Annotated in this window: 12 protein-coding genes and 1 riboswitch; of the genes, 2 read left to right on the top strand and 10 right to left on the bottom strand. The window is 62.0% G+C overall.

Annotation, left to right across the window (positions count from 1 at the left end; translation table 11 throughout):
- Positions 1–236: 236 nt before the first annotated feature.
- The 6 genes from G442_RS0103855 to folD form a co-directional block, all read right to left on the bottom strand.
- Entirely contained in the window at positions 237–1,235 is a 999-nt protein-coding gene (locus G442_RS0103855; RefSeq protein ID WP_026396912.1) for a lysylphosphatidylglycerol synthase domain-containing protein, read from the bottom strand.
- 88 nt (positions 1,236–1,323) lie between these two features.
- Positions 1,324–1,806, bottom strand: a complete 483-nt coding sequence (gene ribH, locus G442_RS0103850) for a 6,7-dimethyl-8-ribityllumazine synthase (protein ID WP_026396911.1) — start codon at positions 1,804–1,806, stop codon at positions 1,324–1,326.
- Between the two features lie 157 nt (positions 1,807–1,963).
- Positions 1,964–3,256 carry a bifunctional 3,4-dihydroxy-2-butanone-4-phosphate synthase/GTP cyclohydrolase II gene (locus G442_RS0103845; RefSeq protein WP_026396910.1) on the bottom strand — a complete coding sequence of 431 codons (1,293 nt, stop codon included), beginning with the start codon at positions 3,254–3,256 and terminating at the stop codon, positions 1,964–1,966.
- 20 nt (positions 3,257–3,276) lie between these two features.
- Entirely contained in the window at positions 3,277–3,894 is a 618-nt protein-coding gene (locus G442_RS0103840) for a riboflavin synthase (RefSeq protein ID WP_026396909.1), read from the bottom strand.
- A complete protein-coding gene (locus G442_RS20805) occupies positions 3,879–4,970 on the bottom strand; it encodes a bifunctional diaminohydroxyphosphoribosylaminopyrimidine deaminase/5-amino-6-(5-phosphoribosylamino)uracil reductase RibD (RefSeq protein WP_051291898.1) in 1,092 nt (363 codons plus the stop codon). Before G442_RS20805 ends, G442_RS0103840 begins: the two co-directional genes overlap by 16 nt.
- Positions 4,971–5,063: 93 nt before the next feature.
- Positions 5,064–5,225, bottom strand: a riboswitch (FMN riboswitch).
- Between the two features lie 431 nt (positions 5,226–5,656).
- On the bottom strand, positions 5,657–6,625 hold the full coding sequence (gene folD / locus G442_RS0103825; protein ID WP_026396907.1) for a bifunctional methylenetetrahydrofolate dehydrogenase/methenyltetrahydrofolate cyclohydrolase FolD: 969 nt from the start codon (positions 6,623–6,625) through the stop codon (positions 5,657–5,659).
- A 60-nt stretch (positions 6,626–6,685) separates the two neighbouring features.
- Here folD and G442_RS0103820 point away from each other — a divergent pair, with 60 nt between their 5' ends.
- Both G442_RS0103820 and G442_RS0103815 read left to right on the top strand, forming a co-directional pair.
- The gene (locus tag G442_RS0103820; protein WP_084440347.1) at positions 6,686–7,813 is read left to right on the top strand and encodes a threonine aldolase family protein; all 1,128 of its coding nucleotides are present in this window, start codon (positions 6,686–6,688) and stop codon (positions 7,811–7,813) included.
- Positions 7,814–8,535: 722 nt separating this feature from the next.
- On the top strand, positions 8,536–9,774 hold the full coding sequence (locus G442_RS0103815) for a cupin domain-containing protein (protein ID WP_026396905.1): 1,239 nt from the start codon (positions 8,536–8,538) through the stop codon (positions 9,772–9,774).
- A gap of 312 nt (positions 9,775–10,086) precedes the next feature.
- Here G442_RS0103815 and G442_RS0103810 read toward each other — a convergent pair whose 3' ends face one another.
- The 4 genes from G442_RS0103810 to G442_RS0103795 all read right to left on the bottom strand — a co-directional run bounded on the left by G442_RS0103810 (position 10,087) and on the right by G442_RS0103795 (position 16,594).
- Positions 10,087–12,300 carry a TonB-dependent siderophore receptor gene (locus G442_RS0103810; protein WP_035376145.1) on the bottom strand — a complete coding sequence of 738 codons (2,214 nt, stop codon included), beginning with the start codon at positions 12,298–12,300 and terminating at the stop codon, positions 10,087–10,089.
- 443 nt (positions 12,301–12,743) lie between these two features.
- Positions 12,744–13,553, bottom strand: a complete 810-nt coding sequence (locus tag G442_RS0103805; RefSeq protein ID WP_026396903.1) for a DUF1266 domain-containing protein — start codon at positions 13,551–13,553, stop codon at positions 12,744–12,746.
- A gap of 12 nt (positions 13,554–13,565) precedes the next feature.
- On the bottom strand, positions 13,566–14,897 hold the full coding sequence (locus G442_RS0103800; RefSeq protein WP_026396902.1) for a J domain-containing protein: 1,332 nt from the start codon (positions 14,895–14,897) through the stop codon (positions 13,566–13,568).
- On the bottom strand, positions 14,894–16,594 hold the full coding sequence (locus G442_RS0103795) for an Hsp70 family protein (RefSeq protein ID WP_026396901.1): 1,701 nt from the start codon (positions 16,592–16,594) through the stop codon (positions 14,894–14,896). The genes G442_RS0103800 and G442_RS0103795 overlap by 4 nt, the downstream gene beginning before the upstream one ends.
- Between the last annotated feature and the right edge of the window lie 157 nt (positions 16,595–16,751).

The raw sequence follows: 16,751 nt of genomic DNA, 5'->3' as shown, positions 1-16,751 counted from the left end.
GCAAGTTTCAGACTGCATGCGGCGTTCGACGTCACGTCGTATTGTGCCTTGAGGCGTTGTGCTCTGTTCCGCTCGCCTTCTGGCGCGCGCTGTGTGAAACGGGACTGCCGGTCGGCGGTATTGTCATCATCCTTCGCGGGGATCACGCGTTGCAGGTAAGCGGTTTTGCGAAAATACATGATCAATCAGGCCGCCCAGCCAGATGCGAAGACTGATCGACCTGAATGGGTTCAACCTTACCCGCCGCGTGCGCTTACAGGTGGCGCGGCGCCCACCGGACGCCAGCGATGTTCCAGATATTGCCATGCCGCGAGCGAAGGCAGGCCCCAGGCGATTTCGCGTAACCGCTTGATCAGCGAAAGTGCGATCGACACTGTCGGCGGCAGGCCGAACAGGCCGCCGACCAACACGTACCCGCCTTCCGAAACGCCCAGTCCTCCAGGAACGGCGAAGGCGACGGATTTTGCGATCTGCCCGACGCTTTCAATCACGTAACCTGTGGCGAGAGAGCGGTCATGGCCCAGAAAATGCAGGATGATGCAGACCTCAACCGCGCCCAGCGACCATCCGGCGAATTGCGCGCACCCGGCGATTATCGCCCGGCGGGGCGCGCGGTAGAGAGACATGATTTCGTCGTGCAGGCCACGGATGCCGTCGACGCCGCTCCAGCCCAGATGCGCTGCGATCCGAACCAGAAGTCTCTCGACGACGGAAATCGCGCCGAACCACTGACTGCCGAACAGGGCGGCTCCGATCAGGAGCGCAACACCGCCGCTCTCCATCAATTCGTCGGTAATTGTCGAGCGTTTAACGAGCAGAAACAGGATCAGAAGGCCGACGGCGGTGAAAGCGACCTGACTTAGCAATTCGATGGTCAAATCGCAGATGGTGGCGGCCGCGGCGTGACGAAGCCCAAGACCCCGACGACCAAGAAGGCGCGCTGATGCGACCTCTCCCCCGATCTGCGCAACGGGAAGCAGATTGTTCACACCCTCCCGCACGCAACGGAGCAGGGCATAATCGCGCAGCGGAACGCCCGCGCCCCGGCGCCCGGAGATGACGCGCCAGGAGTGGGCGGAAAGCAGGACCTGAACGGAATGGAAGAGGATCGCGAAGAGAACGCCCCAGCCCCCGGCGGCGACAAGGGTCAACGTGGCGGCCGCCCCGAACTGGGCCAGCATCCACGCGGTCAGTCCGACGCCAAGAATTCCGGCCAGGACCGTCAAGCGCCTCATCGTCAGGCGGGCCTCCCCCCCTTAACCAGCAGCGGATACCGGCGCAGGATCGACGCCACCCGGGGGGCGATCCTTTTCGATATGCCGATTATCCGGCGATCTGTCGTAACAGTGCAATCGATTCCACACACGCAGCGGCCGCTTCGCGCCCCTTGTTATGGATATCTTCACGGGAGCGGTCGACGGCCTGCTGCTCGGTGTAGGTAGTGAGAACGCCGAACGCGACAGGAGTTTCCGTCGCGAGTGACGCCTGCATGATTCCGACGGTCGCTCCGAGGCTGATGAACTCGAAATGCGCCGTATCGCCCTTGATGACGCAGCCGAGGCAGATCACGCCCTCGTAGCGTCCGGTCCGGACGAGGGCCTGCGCCAGCAGCGGAAGTTCGAAGGCGCCCGGCGCAGGAAAAAAATCACCGTCGGCGACCGTGATCCCGTGCTCGCCGAGCCATTCGATCGCACCGTTGCGCAAGCCGCCCGTCACGTCCTCGTTGAAACGGCTGACCACCAGCGCGAGGCGAGGCGCCGGGGACAAGTTCAGGTTGGGGACGGAGGCGGGAGAACGCGTGCTCATAACTTTTCCTGTCGTGTGTGAATGAAGACATTTGCAACGGGTGGGACGTCATTCGGTCAGGCGTTGATGGTCGACCGAGTGAGGTTCCCCGCGACTGGACGACGACGCGCTGGCCGCCGACCTGTGAACGAAGACGGGTCCAGCCTTGTGCGGACGGTCAGTCTGCCGCGCCGACCGATTCCGCGCGCAGCACATGACCCAGACGTCGTCGTTTGGCGTCCAGATAAGCCCGGTTGAACGGGTTCGCCGCGATCTCCAGCCCGATGCGCCGACGCACGGTGAAGCCGCGTTCTTCAAGCGCCGTCACCTTCTGCGGATTGTTCGTCAGCAGATCGAGCGTGTCGACGCCAAGATCGCGCAGGATCGACGCCGCCGCCGACCAGTCGCGCGTGTCCGTCGCGAAACCGAGTTTGTGGTTGGCGTCGACGGTATCCAGCCCCTGATCCTGCAGCGCGTAAGCGCGGACCTTGTTGCCCAGACCGATGCCGCGCCCTTCATGCCCGCGAATGTAGAGCAGTGCGCCGCAGTCCGACCGACCGATCTCCTCCAGCGCGCCCCGCAGTTGCGGACCGCAGTCGCAACGCAGCGAACCGAGCGCGTCGCCGGTCACGCATTCGGAGTGCAGCCGCACCAGCGGCACCGTTCCCGGCGCGGACGGATCGCCCTTCACCAGCGCGACGTGCTCCGTGCCGTCCGTGTCGCGAAAGGCGTGGATGACCAGCTGTTCTCCGCCGAACGCGCTCGGCAGGGCCGCCTCAGCCAGTTCGGCTGTCACAGCGTCCGCCCGCGACGGCCGTAGCGCCGCAGCGAGCGACGTTCTGGCGTTGGGGGTGATCGGCGTGGTTCCGTGTTCGCGCACCCAGGCGGTCAGTTCGGCGATGGAGACGATCACCAGCCCATGCAGGGCGGCGTAGTCCTCAAGCTCAGGACGACGGGCCATTGAGCCGTCCTTGCTCATGATCTCGCAAATTACGGCGGCGGGGCTGCATCCGGCGAGACGGGCGAGATCGATCGACCCTTCCGTGTGGCCGTCACGCTCCAGAACGCCGCCGGGAGCCGCCCGCAGCGGAAAGATATGTCCCGGTGAGACAAGGTCCGCAGCCTGCGCGTCAGGCGCTACGGCGGCGAGCACCGTGCGGGAGCGGTCATGCGCGGAGATGCCGGTCGTCACGCCCTCTCGCGCCTCGATCGACACGGTGAACGCCGTGCTGCGTGGCGCCGTGTTGACGCGCGTCATCATCGGCAGGTCGAGATGCGCGACGCGCTCGGGCGTCATCGGCAGGCAGACCAGCCCGCGCCCGTGCGTGACCATGAAGTTCATGGCTTCAGGCGTCATGAACTCGGCGGCCATGACCAGATCGCCCTCGTTCTCGCGATCCTCGTCATCGACCATGACGACCATGCGACCGGCCCGGATGGCCTCGACCGCGCGCGCCAGCGTCTCCGGCATTTCGGGACGCGACGCGGAATTCAGCGATATTGACATAGTGTCTCCACATACTTCGCGATCACGTCCACTTCGACGTTCACCGGATCGCCCGACGAAAGCGCGCCCAGAGTGGTGTGGTCCCAGGTGTGAGGGATGATCATCAGGGCGATATGAAACGTATCGGCTTCGGCGCCGCCTTCTCCGGGAGCGCCAACCTCGTTGAGCGTCAGGCTGATGCCGTCCAGCGTGACGGAGCCTTTCTCGACCATGTAACGGCGCAGGGCGGACGGGACGGCGAAGACGATCCGTCGGGCGTCTCCGGAGTCCTCGACCGAGACCAGTCGTGCGACGCCGTCCACATGGCCCTGCACGATATGCCCCGAGAGCCTCGTCGACGGCGTCACTGCGCGTTCAAGGTTGACCCGGCCTCCTTCGGAGAGCCGCCCCAGCGCGGTGCGCGCCAGAGTCTCGGAACTGACGAAGAAGCGCACGCGGCCGTTCGCGTCGTACTCCGTCGCGGTCAGGCACACGCCGTTCACGGCGATGCTTTCGCCAAGCGCCACGTCCGTGATGCCGGTGTCGATGTCGAGCAGACACGACGCGTTGCCGGACTGCACGGCGGCTACGCCGCCAAGATGCTCGATTATGCCGGAAAACATGCGGCGTCCTCTTTCTTGATAATCTGATCGGCCTTGGTGGGTTCGACGAAATCGAGACCGCGATCGGCGAACAGCGCCAGTGGCGTGTCGCGATGTCGGCTTGCGACCGTCAGCCGTTCGCCGCCCGCAGCACGTTGTTCGATGCGCAACCAGTCGTCCCAGACGTCTCCGGCGCGCATCGCGGCGAGGAGCGTCGGCCCCGCCTCGACAAGCGCCCAAAGCGCGCCCGCCTCGGCCAGCATGGCCGGAGCGTCCTCGACGGCGGCGCAGAAGCGCACGTCGAAGCGTCGTTCGGCCTGCTCCAGCCATGCGGCGGGAGCATTGTCGCGGCGTCCGCAGACCAGCAGAATCCGGCGCCGTTCTACGTGATCCGCGACCCTGCGGACGTCGAGTCCGGGCAGGTCGGCGCGCACGGTGCCGATCCCGGTGACCACGGCGTCGGTCGCGCGGCGCAACGCGTGGGCGAGGTCGAGCGCGGCGGGGGAGGTGAATGTCGTGCGACCGGTCGGCGGGATCATCGAACCCCCGGCGTCCACGGCCTGTTTCACGGTGAACCAAGCCTTTCGGCTGGACGCCCAATATACGAACGGTGCGATCAGGCCCCGGCATTCCGCCAGCAATGCGCGCTGGTCGGGCAGCGTGGTCGCTTCAGACAACCATCGCACTGTACGCCCGGCCGCAGTCAGCCGTGCGCCGCCGCCGCCCGCCACGCGCGGATTGGGGTCGGCGCAACCGACCCACACGGTCTTGACCGGAGTGACGAGCAGCGCCTCGGAGCACGGGGGGGTGCGGCCTGTATGGTTGCAAGGTTCGAGCGTCACGACCGCCGTGTGGATACGATCGGTCAGCCCCAGTTCGGCGCACTGCGCCAGCGCGCGCGCCTCGGCGTGAAAAGTGCCCGCCTTATGATGCGCGGCCGCCGTCAGGATCGCACCGTCACGGTCAAGCAGCGCGCAGCCGACCGGCGGGTTGGGCGCCGTAGCGCCGACAAAACGGCGCGCTTCGTCGATCGCTGCGCGGAAACCCGCCGCAATCGCCGTATCGTCACGCTGCTGTCCGGTCTGAAACGCTGTCATCCCCGTCCGCCATCTGGTCAACACACCACGGGCGTCTCAGGGCGAATATGGACGGGCGCACGCCCCCCGCACTGCGGAGCACGCGCTTCGATCCACCGTTCTCTCTCATCCGGACTATGACCGTCGGCTCCGGATTCACACCGGATCTGCTTGACCCCGCCGCAAGAGCGGCGGGCGCTCGCGGGCTTTCGACCGTGCCTGCGCACGGAACGATTTACCGCCGGTGGGGAGTTTCACCCCGCCCTGAGAACGTCCGCAACCAGTCTTCCGACTGGCGCTGGATTTATATGAAGGATAAAATTCCGCGATTGCAAGAGGCGGTTGGGTGGAACGTTCTGCAGTTTGTAGCCGGACTTTGCCTCGAGAGGGGTTGAGGAAATCCCGGTTTTGAACGGGCGCCTTCGCTTGCGGTGGTGCGGGCATTTCGATTTGTGGATAGTGTCTTTAATATTATTTATCGCCAGACTGGATTTTTCGTTGATGGCGCGTCGACGTGTCCTTTGACGCCAGGATTCGATGAAACTTCAGTTCAGCTCAAAAGGTGTTGTCCGTTGAATGGATATTCAGCCGCACAGTCTGAGCCAGCCTGGCAATCCAGGCTAAGGGATGGCCATGTCTGCAAAACGCCCTGTCAGTAATCAGTGCAGCCTGCATCGCAGAGAGAAACCAAATTTCAGAAGGAATGTTCAATCAGCTTCGTGAGGCGTCACGGACATATTAGCCGCCGTCAACGTATTACGCAGCAGGCACGCGATCGTCATCGGCCCGACGCCGCCCGGCACGGGGGTGATTCGTCCTGCGATCGGCGCCACCTCATCGAACGCGACGTCGCCAACAAGCTTCGTCTTCCCGGAGTCCGTCGGAATGCGCGTAATGCCGACATCGATCACAGTCGCGCCGGGCTTCACCCAGTCTTTCGTCACGAGCGCGCGATGGCCGGTCGCAACGACCAGAATGTCCGCCGTGCGCGCCAGCGCCTGCGGATCGACCGTATCGATATGGGCGACGGAAACCGTGCAGCCCTCGTTCAGCAACAGCAACGCCATGGGCTTGCCGACCAGATTTGAAGCGCCGACGACAACAGCGTTCAGGCCACGCAACTCTCCGACGGCGGATTTCAACAGCATCATGCAGCCCAGAGGGGTGCAGGGGACCAGTCCGGGCAGTCCCAGCGCCAGCCGCCCGGCGTTCACCTCGCCTAGCCCGTCTACATCCTTCTCCGGCGCGATCGCATTGGTCACGCGTCTGGCGTCGACTCCGGCAGGCAAAGGCAACTGCACGAGTATGCCGTGAATCTCGGGGTCGCGATTCAACCGGTCAACCAACGTCAGCAACTCGGCCTCGGATGTCGTTTCCGGCAGCATGTGCATGAATGAGCGCATACCGGCGCGATGCGTCTGCAGCGCCTTGTTGCGCACGTAAACTTCGCTGGCGGGATCGTTGCCGACCAGAACCACGGCCAGTCCGGGGGTGACGCCGTGCTCGGCATGGAAGGCGCGGACCTGTTCCGCAGTCTCCTTCGTCAGCGCCGACGCGAAGGCCTTCCCGTCAATCAATTTCTCACGGCCCGCCGCGGCGCTGCCGGATGCTCCGCCCTCGCGATGCGCCGCAGCCTTGCGGGCGTGGGGAAATTCGGGCGAACTGAAATCGGACATGGTCTGGTTTTCGCTCAGGCGGCAGGTCATGAAAATGGAACGGACAAGCGGAAGCGCGAGATGGAACAGAACACCGGCGAACAGATATCCGCCAACGCCCCGGCCCCAGACGCACAGGCTGCCCGTCAGGCTGGAGAACACATACGCAAGAACTTCGCCAGCGACAACGTCGCGCCGGTTTGTCCGGAAATCCTGGCGGCCATTGGCGAGGCCAATGTGGGCGCCGCGCCCTCTTACGGCGCAGACCCCTGGACCGCGGGTCTGAAAGCCAGGGTTGCTGAGATTTTCGAAACCGACGCGGCCGTCTTTCCTGTGACCACGGGAACGGCGAGCAATGGGCTCGCGTTATCAGCTTTATGCCCGCCCTGGGGCGCCGTGCTGTGTGACGAAAGCGCGCATATCGACAACGAGGAATGCGGCGCCCCGGAATTTTACACCCATGGCGCGAAGCTGCGCCCGCTCCCTTCCGCGGATGGCCGCATCGACCCGGCGCTGCTTGCGCGCGCGCTCAACGGACATGCGGACAGGGGTTTCCATCTGAGCAAGCTTTCCGCTCTCAGCGTCACACAGGCGACGGAGTGGGGCGCAACGTATTCTCTGGAGCACCTGCGCGAAGTGACCGATCTGGCGCGGGGAGCAGGTCTTGGCGTGCATATGGACGGTGCGCGCTTCTCGAACGCGCTGGCGCATCTCGGCTGCTCGCCAGCCGATATGACGTGGCGCGCTGGCGTGGATATCCTCTCGCTAGGCGCCACAAAAAACGGAGCCCTGGCGGCTGAAGCGCTCATCGTTTTCGATCCCGTTCGGGCGGTGGAGATGGAGCGGCGGATCAAGCGCGCGGGGCATGTCTGGTCGAAGCAACGCTTCCTCAGCGCGCAGCTTCTCGCATGGTTCGCCGATGATTTGTGGTTGCGCAACGCCCGCAACGCCAATGACATGGCGTCGCGTTTGGCGCGAGGCCTGCTGCGTCAACCTGGCGCAACACTTCCGTATGCGATCGAAAGCAACGAGGTGTTCGTCGTATTGCCTGAGCCCCTTGTTCAGGGGCTGGAGCAGGCCGGATACGATTTCTATCGCTGGACGACGCCGCCGGGCGTCGAAGGCGTGCTGATCCGGCTGGTCACGCGTTACGATACGACGCCGGACGATATTGACGGGCTGCTGGCCTCTCTGTCCGCCGTAGCATAGCGGCAGGCCGCGCCGCAGCTTGGCTGCCGGGGGGGGCGGGGGCGCAACACGCTGGGGCGCCACCCGTCAGCGGAGGCTGCATTGCTACGGGGCGCATGTGTGTTGCGTAATGAAAAAGAGATTTTATTTGTAAGCCAATATCGAAGTGTTTTTCGACAATACGGTTTGCCCTTCGATGTTTTAACTTCGTAAATCGAAAATGGTCTGCTTTGCCTCTAAATCCGTGGGTCCATAGATACTTTATGCACTTTGACACCGCACTTCACCTGAAGCGCGGCGTCACGTAATTCCGATACGTTTGACGCCTGCTCGGGTGGGTTATCTTGCGGAGGTGGCCCGGTGGTCTTCGCCGAGTGTCCACAAAGATATGCTTCGGCGAACATCCGGTTGGCCGATATTTTTCAGAATTTCTGGTTTTTATTTATCAGGCGGAACAGGCATCGGGTGGCGGCGTTGTCGGCCGTAGATCACGTTCGTGAGACTGGTCGAGAATACCGCGCTGCGGGTTCATACGACAGACGCGATCATAGATAAATTACTGTAATTGTGGAAAATTTATCGCGTTGGCGACTGCTGTCGTCGCTACGTCATCCCCCATTCTAGGGGCGAGTTTGTGGCGAAAAGCGGCGTAAACGCCCGGCCCCATATACCTGAGTATAATCGATCTGCATTAATTTCGCAGGTAACGGTTCAGGCGCTTGAATACATTTGGAAGGTGACCCATGGATCCTTTACAGCGTCGCGGTTTCCTGTCCGCAGCCAGTTTGCTCGGTGTGGCGGGCGTCGCCAACGCCGCCACTTTCGGAAATCCTGACCGTCCGCCGGAAGGTAAAATCAACGCCAAGACGGCGTCGAGTCTGTCCGATCCGGGGCCTGTGAACCCGGCTCTCGCATCGCAGTTCCCGTCGTTTCAGAATCCTCCCGCGACGGACGTCAATGGCATGCCCCTGTTCTGGGCGTCGTTCAACAATGCACACAGACGCTACCAGAATGGCGGATGGGCGCGCGAGGTGACGCAGGAAGATTTCGCGATTTCGGAAGACATATCCGGAGTGAATATGCGCCTCAGTGCGGGTGGAATTCGCGAAATGCATTGGCATCAGCAGGCAGAATGGGCGTTCATGATCGCCGGAAAATGCCGCATCACCACTCTCGACGAGCAGGGACGGCCCAGCGTCGAGGACGTTGAACAGGGCGATATCTGGTATTTTCCACCCGGTCTCCCGCATTCACTGCAAGGGTTGGGTCCAGACGGCGCTGAATTCGTTCTCGCCTTCGACAACGGCATGTCGTCCGAGTTCAATACATTGCTGCTGACCGACTGGGTGGCGCATACGCCGCCGGAAGTTCTGGCGAAAAACTTCGGTGTGCCAGCAGACGCATTCAAAAATATTCCTCTCGACAATCTTTGGATTTTTCAGGGTGACGTTCCTGGCGACCTTGCGACTGACCAGAAGAATTCCCACGTTCAGCCGGGCGCGCAAAAAGTCATCTACCGCCTGTCGCGCTCCAAGCCGGTTGCGCTGAGCAATGGCGGACAGGCGCAGATTGTCGACAGCCGCAACTTTCCGATTTCGAAGACGATCGCGTCGACTCTGGAAACCATAAAGCCCGGAGCGCTGCGGGAGATGCACTGGCACCCCAATGCGGACGAATGGGCGCTCGTCCTCAAGGGGAAGGCGAGGGTGACCGTGTTTAACACGGGGCCGCGCGCCCAGACGACCGATTTCAATCCGGGCGATATATGGTACATAAAGAAAAGCTTGGGTCATTATGTAGAAAACACTGGAGATGAAGATTTTGTCGTTTTGACGGTCTTCAAATCGGATCGGTTCGCCGAGGTGACCTTGACCGACTGGTTGACGCATGTTCCGCCGGAAATGGTCGCCCAGACGCTTAACCTGCCTCTGGATGTTATCAAGCGTTTCCCGACGAACAGACCCGATTTCATGCCAGCCTGAGCGGAGGGGTTTCCCTTGCGCTCTAGGCGGGGGCAGGGCGTTGCATCGCAACGCTCTGTGGAAGCCCGTGTCTTTATGGAATGGGAGCCAGTTTCTGGCTCCCATTCCCCATGTTTGCTGTAAGGCGCCACGGGCATGGGAAGAAAAGCCTGTTCTGTTGCGCCTCGTGTAATAAAAGCTCTTTATCGCATTCTGGATGCAAAACCTCATCCCCTCACGTTGGTCCGTGGATGACGCTTTGCTCTGGCTGAGTGAGAAGCATGACGCGGCAGGAAGACCCGTCCGGTCGGACGGGCTTTGAAAATGACGTCTTCACCAAGTGAATCCGATGGTGGCCTGCGCGTTCCGCCGTTCGCCGTAGTAACAGAATTCTTGTCCATAAGAGGCGTAGGCCAGACAGTTCGATACAAAGCGTTTGTCAAAAATATTGCGAACGCTTGCTCCGACAGTCCACCCTCGCAGCGAGCGGGACAGATTCGACAGATCGTACCGTAGCGAGCCGTCGAACAGGGCGTATTGCGGAACCCAGACGCTTCCGTAAGTCGCCTCGCCGCCATAAGCTTTTGACGTGTAACGCATTCCGGCGCCAAACCCCAGCCCCTTCGCCGGGCCGGACGGCATAGTGTAGAACGCGAACAGCGAGGCGTTGCCCTTGCCGGATTGGATCAGCGGTTTTCCAGTCGAATCGTCGCGAACCTTCTGCACGCTTACAGCGGCCGTGATCAGCAGGTTCTTGTAGAGATCTGCATGGGTTTCGAATTCGAAACCATCGGAATGAACCTTGCCGCTCTCGGTGCTGTAACCAAGATTGCCGACGGCGACGAGAACATTGGTCTGTTCAATGTGAAAGCCCGCAGCAGTCAAAAGAACCTGCGTCCCGGGAATCTGAAACTTAACTCCACCCTCAAGTTGTTTTCCGATCGACGGGTCGGCCTGGCGAAGCGTGGCTCCGCCGTCGCTGGATACCAGTCCCGATTGCGGCTGGAAGGATGTTGAATAGCTGATGTAAGGAGAAAGGCCGAAATTGAAATGATAGAGGCCTGACGCACGCCACGTGATCTGACTCGGGCTTTCGCGAGTATCTGATCCTGAAAGATGCTCTACCTGCCGGGAACGGTACCAGTCGTTTCGCAGGCTCCCCGTCAGGATGAGGTTACGCCAGCGAATTTCGTCCTGACCATAAGCGCCGATCTGATGTGAATCAGCCGTGTAGCGCGCGCCGACCTGCTGGGCGGGGAAAACCATGTGGTAGTTCGGATGCAGCACGTTCAGATCAGGGGCGTCTCCGGACGTATAAGTTTCGGAGGCGCTTTGCCACATGTAGTCGAAGCCGAACATCATCGTGTGCGTCAGAGGACCGGTGCGCACATGACCCTTGAACTGGCTGTCGAACGCCAGATTATGAACGTGTTCGTTCGTGCCGTAGGCGTATCTGGGAACGGTATCCGGGGTGTTGTAATATCCGGCGTCATAGACGCTGCGGTTGATGACTTTGATATCGTCGTAGCGCCCGCGCGAACTGAAGCTCCAGGCGTCGTTAAATCGGTGATTGAAAATATACGTAAAGGACCCGTGCTTTCGGTTGAATTTTTCTACGCCGACGTCTCCGTCATAGAAATTGCGTGGCAGATAACCGAAGGACGCCCGCTTGAGCGACCCCACCAGCGGCACGCCGCCATATGTGCCGCTTTCGGGGTCGTACTGGTAATTTCCGAGCAGCGTCAGCGTGGTCGGTCCGTCTCCGCCAAACGTGAAAGCCGGGCTGATGGAGAAACGGCGGCTTCCCGTTTTGGACAACTGGGTGTGCTGCCCGTTTACCGTTCCATAAAGCCGATAGCGTACAAAGCCGTTATCGGTGGCGTAGCCCCCCACGTCGGCGTCGACGCGATAGAGGTCGAACATGCCGCCAGTGGCGTTTACGCCACCATAAAACCGCTGGTCGGTCGGAAGCTTGCTTGACAGCGCCGCCAGACCGCCGGGGCTGGACTGCCCATAAAGTGCGGAGGCCGGTCCCTTGAGAATCTCCACACGATCAAGGCGCGACGTATCGGTTTGGGCAACCGCATAACCCGTAGGACTGTCCTGCAGTTTTAGCCCATCGAGAAAACTGGGTATGCTGAAGCCACGCAACAGGTACTGATCGTAACGCGTGCCGATGCCGCCACGCAGATCCGGGGTGATTCCCGCCGCGTAACGCACGGCCTGATTAAGCGACAAAACACCCCGTACATCCATTTCGTCACGAGAGATGACGGTCACGGACTGCGCTGTGTCTACGAGGGGGGTGTCCATCTTGGTGGCGGAAGACGCGACAGTGGCGGATCTTTTCCCGCGGATTTTCACCTGTTCGATTGCCGTCGCCCGAGCGCCCGGCGTCACAGGCTTAGGGGCGGGCTTTCCACTGTCGGCGGTCGTTTTTGTTACAGGCAGCGGTGATTTCTGGTCCGCGGCACGAACCTTGCCGCCTACGCACAGCGACAGGGGGATGAGGAAAAGAAGTCGTGCGCGGTGTCCGCCGGATATCATGACTGGCTCCTGCCTGATTTCGCAGGGGTTCTAACGATAGTGAGAGGCATTTGCAATACGATGGACGGGCGAGGCCGCCCCAGGGTGGCGATTCTTGGCCCGGGCGCGCCTCGCGAGCAGGCGTCGTTGAGCGTGTGGGTGAAAAACCTTGACGCGTAAGGCGCTTGTTTCGCAGCCTGGAATCAGGGCGCGCGGGTCAGGCGTTTCGCCGCCACGAACGATACGCATCACCTATGCGTTCGCCGCTTAAAGGGGAGGCTGGCGTTAGTGTTTCGAAAACCTGAGTTGAGATTGGGCCTTTCGATTTGCGGAACCTGCGCTGCGCAGTGCGGTCGATGAATTGGCGTGATGAATCGTTTTTCGATTTCTTGTTAAAAAGAGTATCCGAGTGTGCGGTGTAGTCTGGCGTCGATGTCGCCATCGGACGTTACGGGCGACGACGATCAGAGAGCGTCGCCAGTCTTCTCCAGCCACCAGACAGGCCCTTGCGAGATGGGCTCCGATACATCCCGCAGACGTGCGGGCGCGACCTGCGGCGGCAACGGTTGCGCCCAAGTCAGGCGCCAGGGGCTGTGCCGCGTCGAAAGCAGTTTCTGGGTCAGCCGGTCGATCTCATTGCGCTCGCTGAACTCTGCGCCTTTCCAGAAACTTCTGCCGCGCAAGAAATCTTCGGCATAATCGCCCCACGATTCATAGGTGCGCTGCACGTCACGGGCCATGTCGAAAAGATATGGCCAGCATTCGTCCTCGCTCAGCCAATCATGCAGTCGGCCGCCGTAAACCAGCATGACGGCGCGTGCCGTGTCGAAGGCGAGGAATTTGGCTTTCAGCATCCCAAGATGATCACTGAGAAGCGCGTCGATCCGGTAGAGTTCGGCGCGGGCATCTTCGTCGTAATCGGCGGTTTTCCCCAGTTCCTTGCGCCGCTCCGCAATGTTTTGCAAAGGGCTGACGCTGTAGTCGGTCAACCGGGCCATGTGTCCGACGCGGTGCCCCTCCCGCCCCAGCCAGTTAAGTGTGGCGATCAGCGTCCGGCGGTCCTGCACGCTCCAGAATGTCTTCATCCGGGTGGCGACGCGCGCCTTCAACGCGGCGGTTCCCGGTGCGTCGGGTTGCGTTAGAGCGTCCAGCGCATACCCTTCGCTTGCGACGAGCGGCGCTCCCATGGCGAGCGCCCATGCGCGTTGCGCGTTCTCCGGGTGACCGGTGGGAAGGGCGAAGCGCAGCTTCGGGGTCGCGGTTCTGAGCAGCATCGCGTATTCCCGTCAGATCTCGTTGCTTACGAGATACGTTCGTACTTCGGACAGCGTTCCGTCACGAAATTTCAGCTGCACAGAGACGCTTTTCGCAGATTCTGGTCCGCGGGCCGATAGCTTTGCCCCTGGCCCCAGCGGTTGCGGCCATTGGTCTTTGCCGCCCGCAGGTAGTGGAAAAAGAAGATTGGGCGCTTCCGTATCGAATCCATACCGTACTTCTGAAAGAGCAGCCCGATTGGCGACCAGAGTTGCAAACCAGACCGTCGTCCTGTCGAACCGACGTGTCACGGTGGTCCACCGCACGTTCTGACGCTCGAGAGCGTCGCGAGCGCGCGCTGGTGCGTCTACTGCGAAAGTAGCAGGAGGGGCGACGTTGGCGACGACGGTCGTATGCCGGGCCTCGGGCTCTCTGTGCAACAGAAATGCGCCTGCGAATGATGTGGCGACAAGAAACACGCAGGCGGCCGCTGCCGCTATCGCTATTGGCGGACGTGCGAAGCGCCGCCTGTTCTCCCGAGAGCCCGCCGTAGTTTCGGCGTCGATCAGATGGCCGCGTCCGACATTGAGGGGCGCTGCAAGCACAGGCGGTCCCTCCACGGCCGTTCGCAGCGCGGCAAGCGCCGCTGGCGCAAGACGACCATGAAGAAAGCGGCGGCGGTCCCAAGCGTCGCGCAGCAGCGCCTGGGCGCGGGCGCGCTCCGCGCCATCCAGTCGTCCGCCGGGCGGCAGCAGCTTCGACAGGTTTTCAGAAGTGGCGAGCGCAATCGCTGCGGCCTGCCCATAAGGGTGGCGTTTCGGATCGTGGAGCAGGTCCAGCCAATCTTCCGCTTCGAGGCGATCGAGGAGCGCCTTGTGCCACTCGGGCTCACGTCGTGCAGGTAGCGATGCCGGATCGCGCCAGTCGAAACGATCCGCAAGGGCGCGGATTAATCCGGCTGAGATCGTCAGAAATGGGTGAAGTCGCCCGAACAACGCCCATTCGAGCCCGTCGCTCCGGCCGGGCCGGGGAGGGATGTCGCGAATGGTTTGTTCCAGCAGCGCCATCGCAACCTGCGCGTTGCCGGTGCGGCGCAGGGAGTCGAAACTTTCAAGAAATTCCTCGATCGGCGGCTCGCCCGGCAGTTTTTCAGGCTCAGGCGTCGCGTTCGGAAGCCGGGCGAGAGCGCAGGCGGACTCGTAGGCGGCGCGGAGAAGCTGGAACGCTTCCTGATCGTCTTCCGGGTTGGTTGATCGCAAAAGCCGGGCGTAGGCCCGCTTGATGGCCCGTTCGTCCCGGGTGGCGTCAATGCCAAGGATCGACCAGCAGTCGCGTCCGTGCGGCGTGTGTCCTTCGCCAGTCACAGGGTTGTCGCTGCGAGAGATTCGAGCGCCGCTTTCAGTCGGTCCGCCGCGTCGTTGATCGACTGACGATCCTGCGCCGTCAAGGCGCGCTCGAACAGGCCGATCTCGGTCGCGAGAGAGGCGCGCGTCGCGCCCAGCGTTTCCTCGTAAAGCCTCTCGGCCCGGGCGAGGAGCAGGCGGGTCGGCACCTCCTCGCGCGGATGAATCTTGATCTCGGACAGAGCCTCAAGCCGCGCTTCGATTTCTTCCTGGCTCAGAAGACCGGGGTTTTCCTCGATCACCAGGCGTTCAATCGACCGGGTTTCGACGTCCTGCGCTGTCACTTCAAGAATGCCGTTGATGTCGTAGGTAAAACGAACGTCGATGGCCTGCTGCGCCGCCGGGCGGGGTTGAAGCATCATCTGCAGCTTGCCGAGAAGGATGTTGTCCTTGACCAGCCGACTTTCACCCTGAAACACGCGGACCTCGACGCCGCCCTGATAGTCCTTGGTCGGCGTTACGCGTTGTACGCGACTGACGGGCACGACGGTGTTGCGTTCAATGATTGGCAGCAGTCGCCCGGCGGAGGAACCGGAGGCGCCCATTTCAGAAACTTCGATACCGAGAGTGTAGGGCGCGACGTCAGTCAGCACCACGTCGTCCAGCGCGGCGTCGCGCATTTTCAGGCCCGCCTGCACCGCGGCGCCGCAGGCCACCACTTCGTCCGGGTTGATCTGTTGCAATGGAAATTGTCCGAACATGGTGGCGGCGAGACTGCGCACGAGCTTCATGCGTGTCGCCCCGCCCACCAGCACGACGCGGCTGAGTTCTCGCGGCTGTATGCGACTGTCACGCAGGGCGCGCTCCACTGGGCGGCGCAATTGTTCCAGCAGGGGGGCGGTGATGACTGCGAATTCGTTCGCGGTCAGGGTGGCGTTGAAAGTCCCGGCCTCGCCGCGCAGCACGATCTCGACGGAGCCCTCGCTGTTGAGCCGATGACGCGCCTGTTCCACCGCGGCCCGCAGCCGTGCGATTTCGACGATCCCGGCGGCTGACAGCGGATCGGCCCGCCAACCGGTTTCGCCCCGAAACCAGCTGATCAGTGCATCGTCGAAGTCTTCGCCGCCGAGGAAATTGTCCCCCGCAGTTGCGCGAACCTCCATGACGCCGTCGAACAGCTCCAGAACCGAAACATCGAACGTGCCGCCCCCAAGATCGAAGACGAGGATGCTCCCGTCTTCTTCCTGCTCCTGCAGCCCATAGGCGAGAGCGGCTGCGGTCGGTTCGTTGAGCAGACGTTCGACCTTCAGTCCCGCGAGTCTTCCCGCAGCCCGCGTTGCGTTGCGTTGCGTGTCGTTGAAATACGCGGGCACGGTGATGACTGCCTCGGTCACCCGTTCGCCCAGAAAGGCCTCTGCGTCGGCTTTCAGGGAACGGAGAACAAAAGACGACAGTTCCTCCGGGCGGAATGTCTGTCCGCCAAGCGTCACCGTGCGTGCTGTTCCCATGATGCGCTTGAACGCCGCAGCGGTGCGGTCGGGATGCGTCGTCAACCGTTCGCGCGCGGTCTGCCCGACCAGTATTTCACCGTTCCTGTCAACGCTGACGACCGATGGCGTGAGGTGGCCGCCATGCGCCTGAGGCACGAGCACAGGCCTGCCGTCCTTCCAGACGCTGGCCAGGCTGTTGGTCGTTCCGAGGTCTATCCCGATAATCACCGTGTGCTCTTCAGCAATGAATCGCGAACCCGGCCGTTCGTCATGATTGTTTTGACCGGAAGAGGTTACAACTCAAGCATCCGCTGTGCGCTTTGACAACCGTTCTATCCACGACTCAAACCGGTCGCCTGCGGGACGTCCGGCGCAACATTTCGAT

It is taken from the genome of Acetobacter nitrogenifigens DSM 23921 = NBRC 105050 (assembly GCF_000429165.1).
In the GTDB taxonomy this organism is placed as follows: domain Bacteria; phylum Pseudomonadota; class Alphaproteobacteria; order Acetobacterales; family Acetobacteraceae; genus Acetobacter; species Acetobacter nitrogenifigens.
Note: the sequence above shows the minus strand (reverse complement) of the source record. Positions and strands in the feature narration are given on the sequence as shown.

Bases quoted from the DNA above. Each gene is read 5' to 3' on its own strand.
- G442_RS0103855 (WP_026396912.1), bottom strand. From the start codon at position 1,235: ATGAGGCGCTTGACGGTCCTGGCCGGAATTCTTGGCGTCGGACTGACC.
- ribH (WP_026396911.1), bottom strand. From the start codon at position 1,806: ATGAGCACGCGTTCTCCCGCCTCCGTCCCCAACCTGAACTTGTCCCCG.
- G442_RS0103845 (WP_026396910.1), bottom strand. From the start codon at position 3,256: ATGCCGGAGACGCTGGCGCGCGCGGTCGAGGCCATCCGGGCCGGTCGC.
- G442_RS0103840 (WP_026396909.1), bottom strand. From the start codon at position 3,894: ATGTTTTCCGGCATAATCGAGCATCTTGGCGGCGTAGCCGCCGTGCAG.
- G442_RS20805 (WP_051291898.1), bottom strand. From the start codon at position 4,970: ATGACAGCGTTTCAGACCGGACAGCAGCGTGACGATACGGCGATTGCG.
- folD (WP_026396907.1), bottom strand. From the start codon at position 6,625: ATGTCCGATTTCAGTTCGCCCGAATTTCCCCACGCCCGCAAGGCTGCG.
- G442_RS0103820 (WP_084440347.1), top strand. From the start codon at position 6,686: ATGGAACAGAACACCGGCGAACAGATATCCGCCAACGCCCCGGCCCCA.
- G442_RS0103815 (WP_026396905.1), top strand. From the start codon at position 8,536: ATGGATCCTTTACAGCGTCGCGGTTTCCTGTCCGCAGCCAGTTTGCTC.
- G442_RS0103810 (WP_035376145.1), bottom strand. From the start codon at position 12,300: ATGATATCCGGCGGACACCGCGCACGACTTCTTTTCCTCATCCCCCTG.
- G442_RS0103805 (WP_026396903.1), bottom strand. From the start codon at position 13,553: ATGCTGCTCAGAACCGCGACCCCGAAGCTGCGCTTCGCCCTTCCCACC.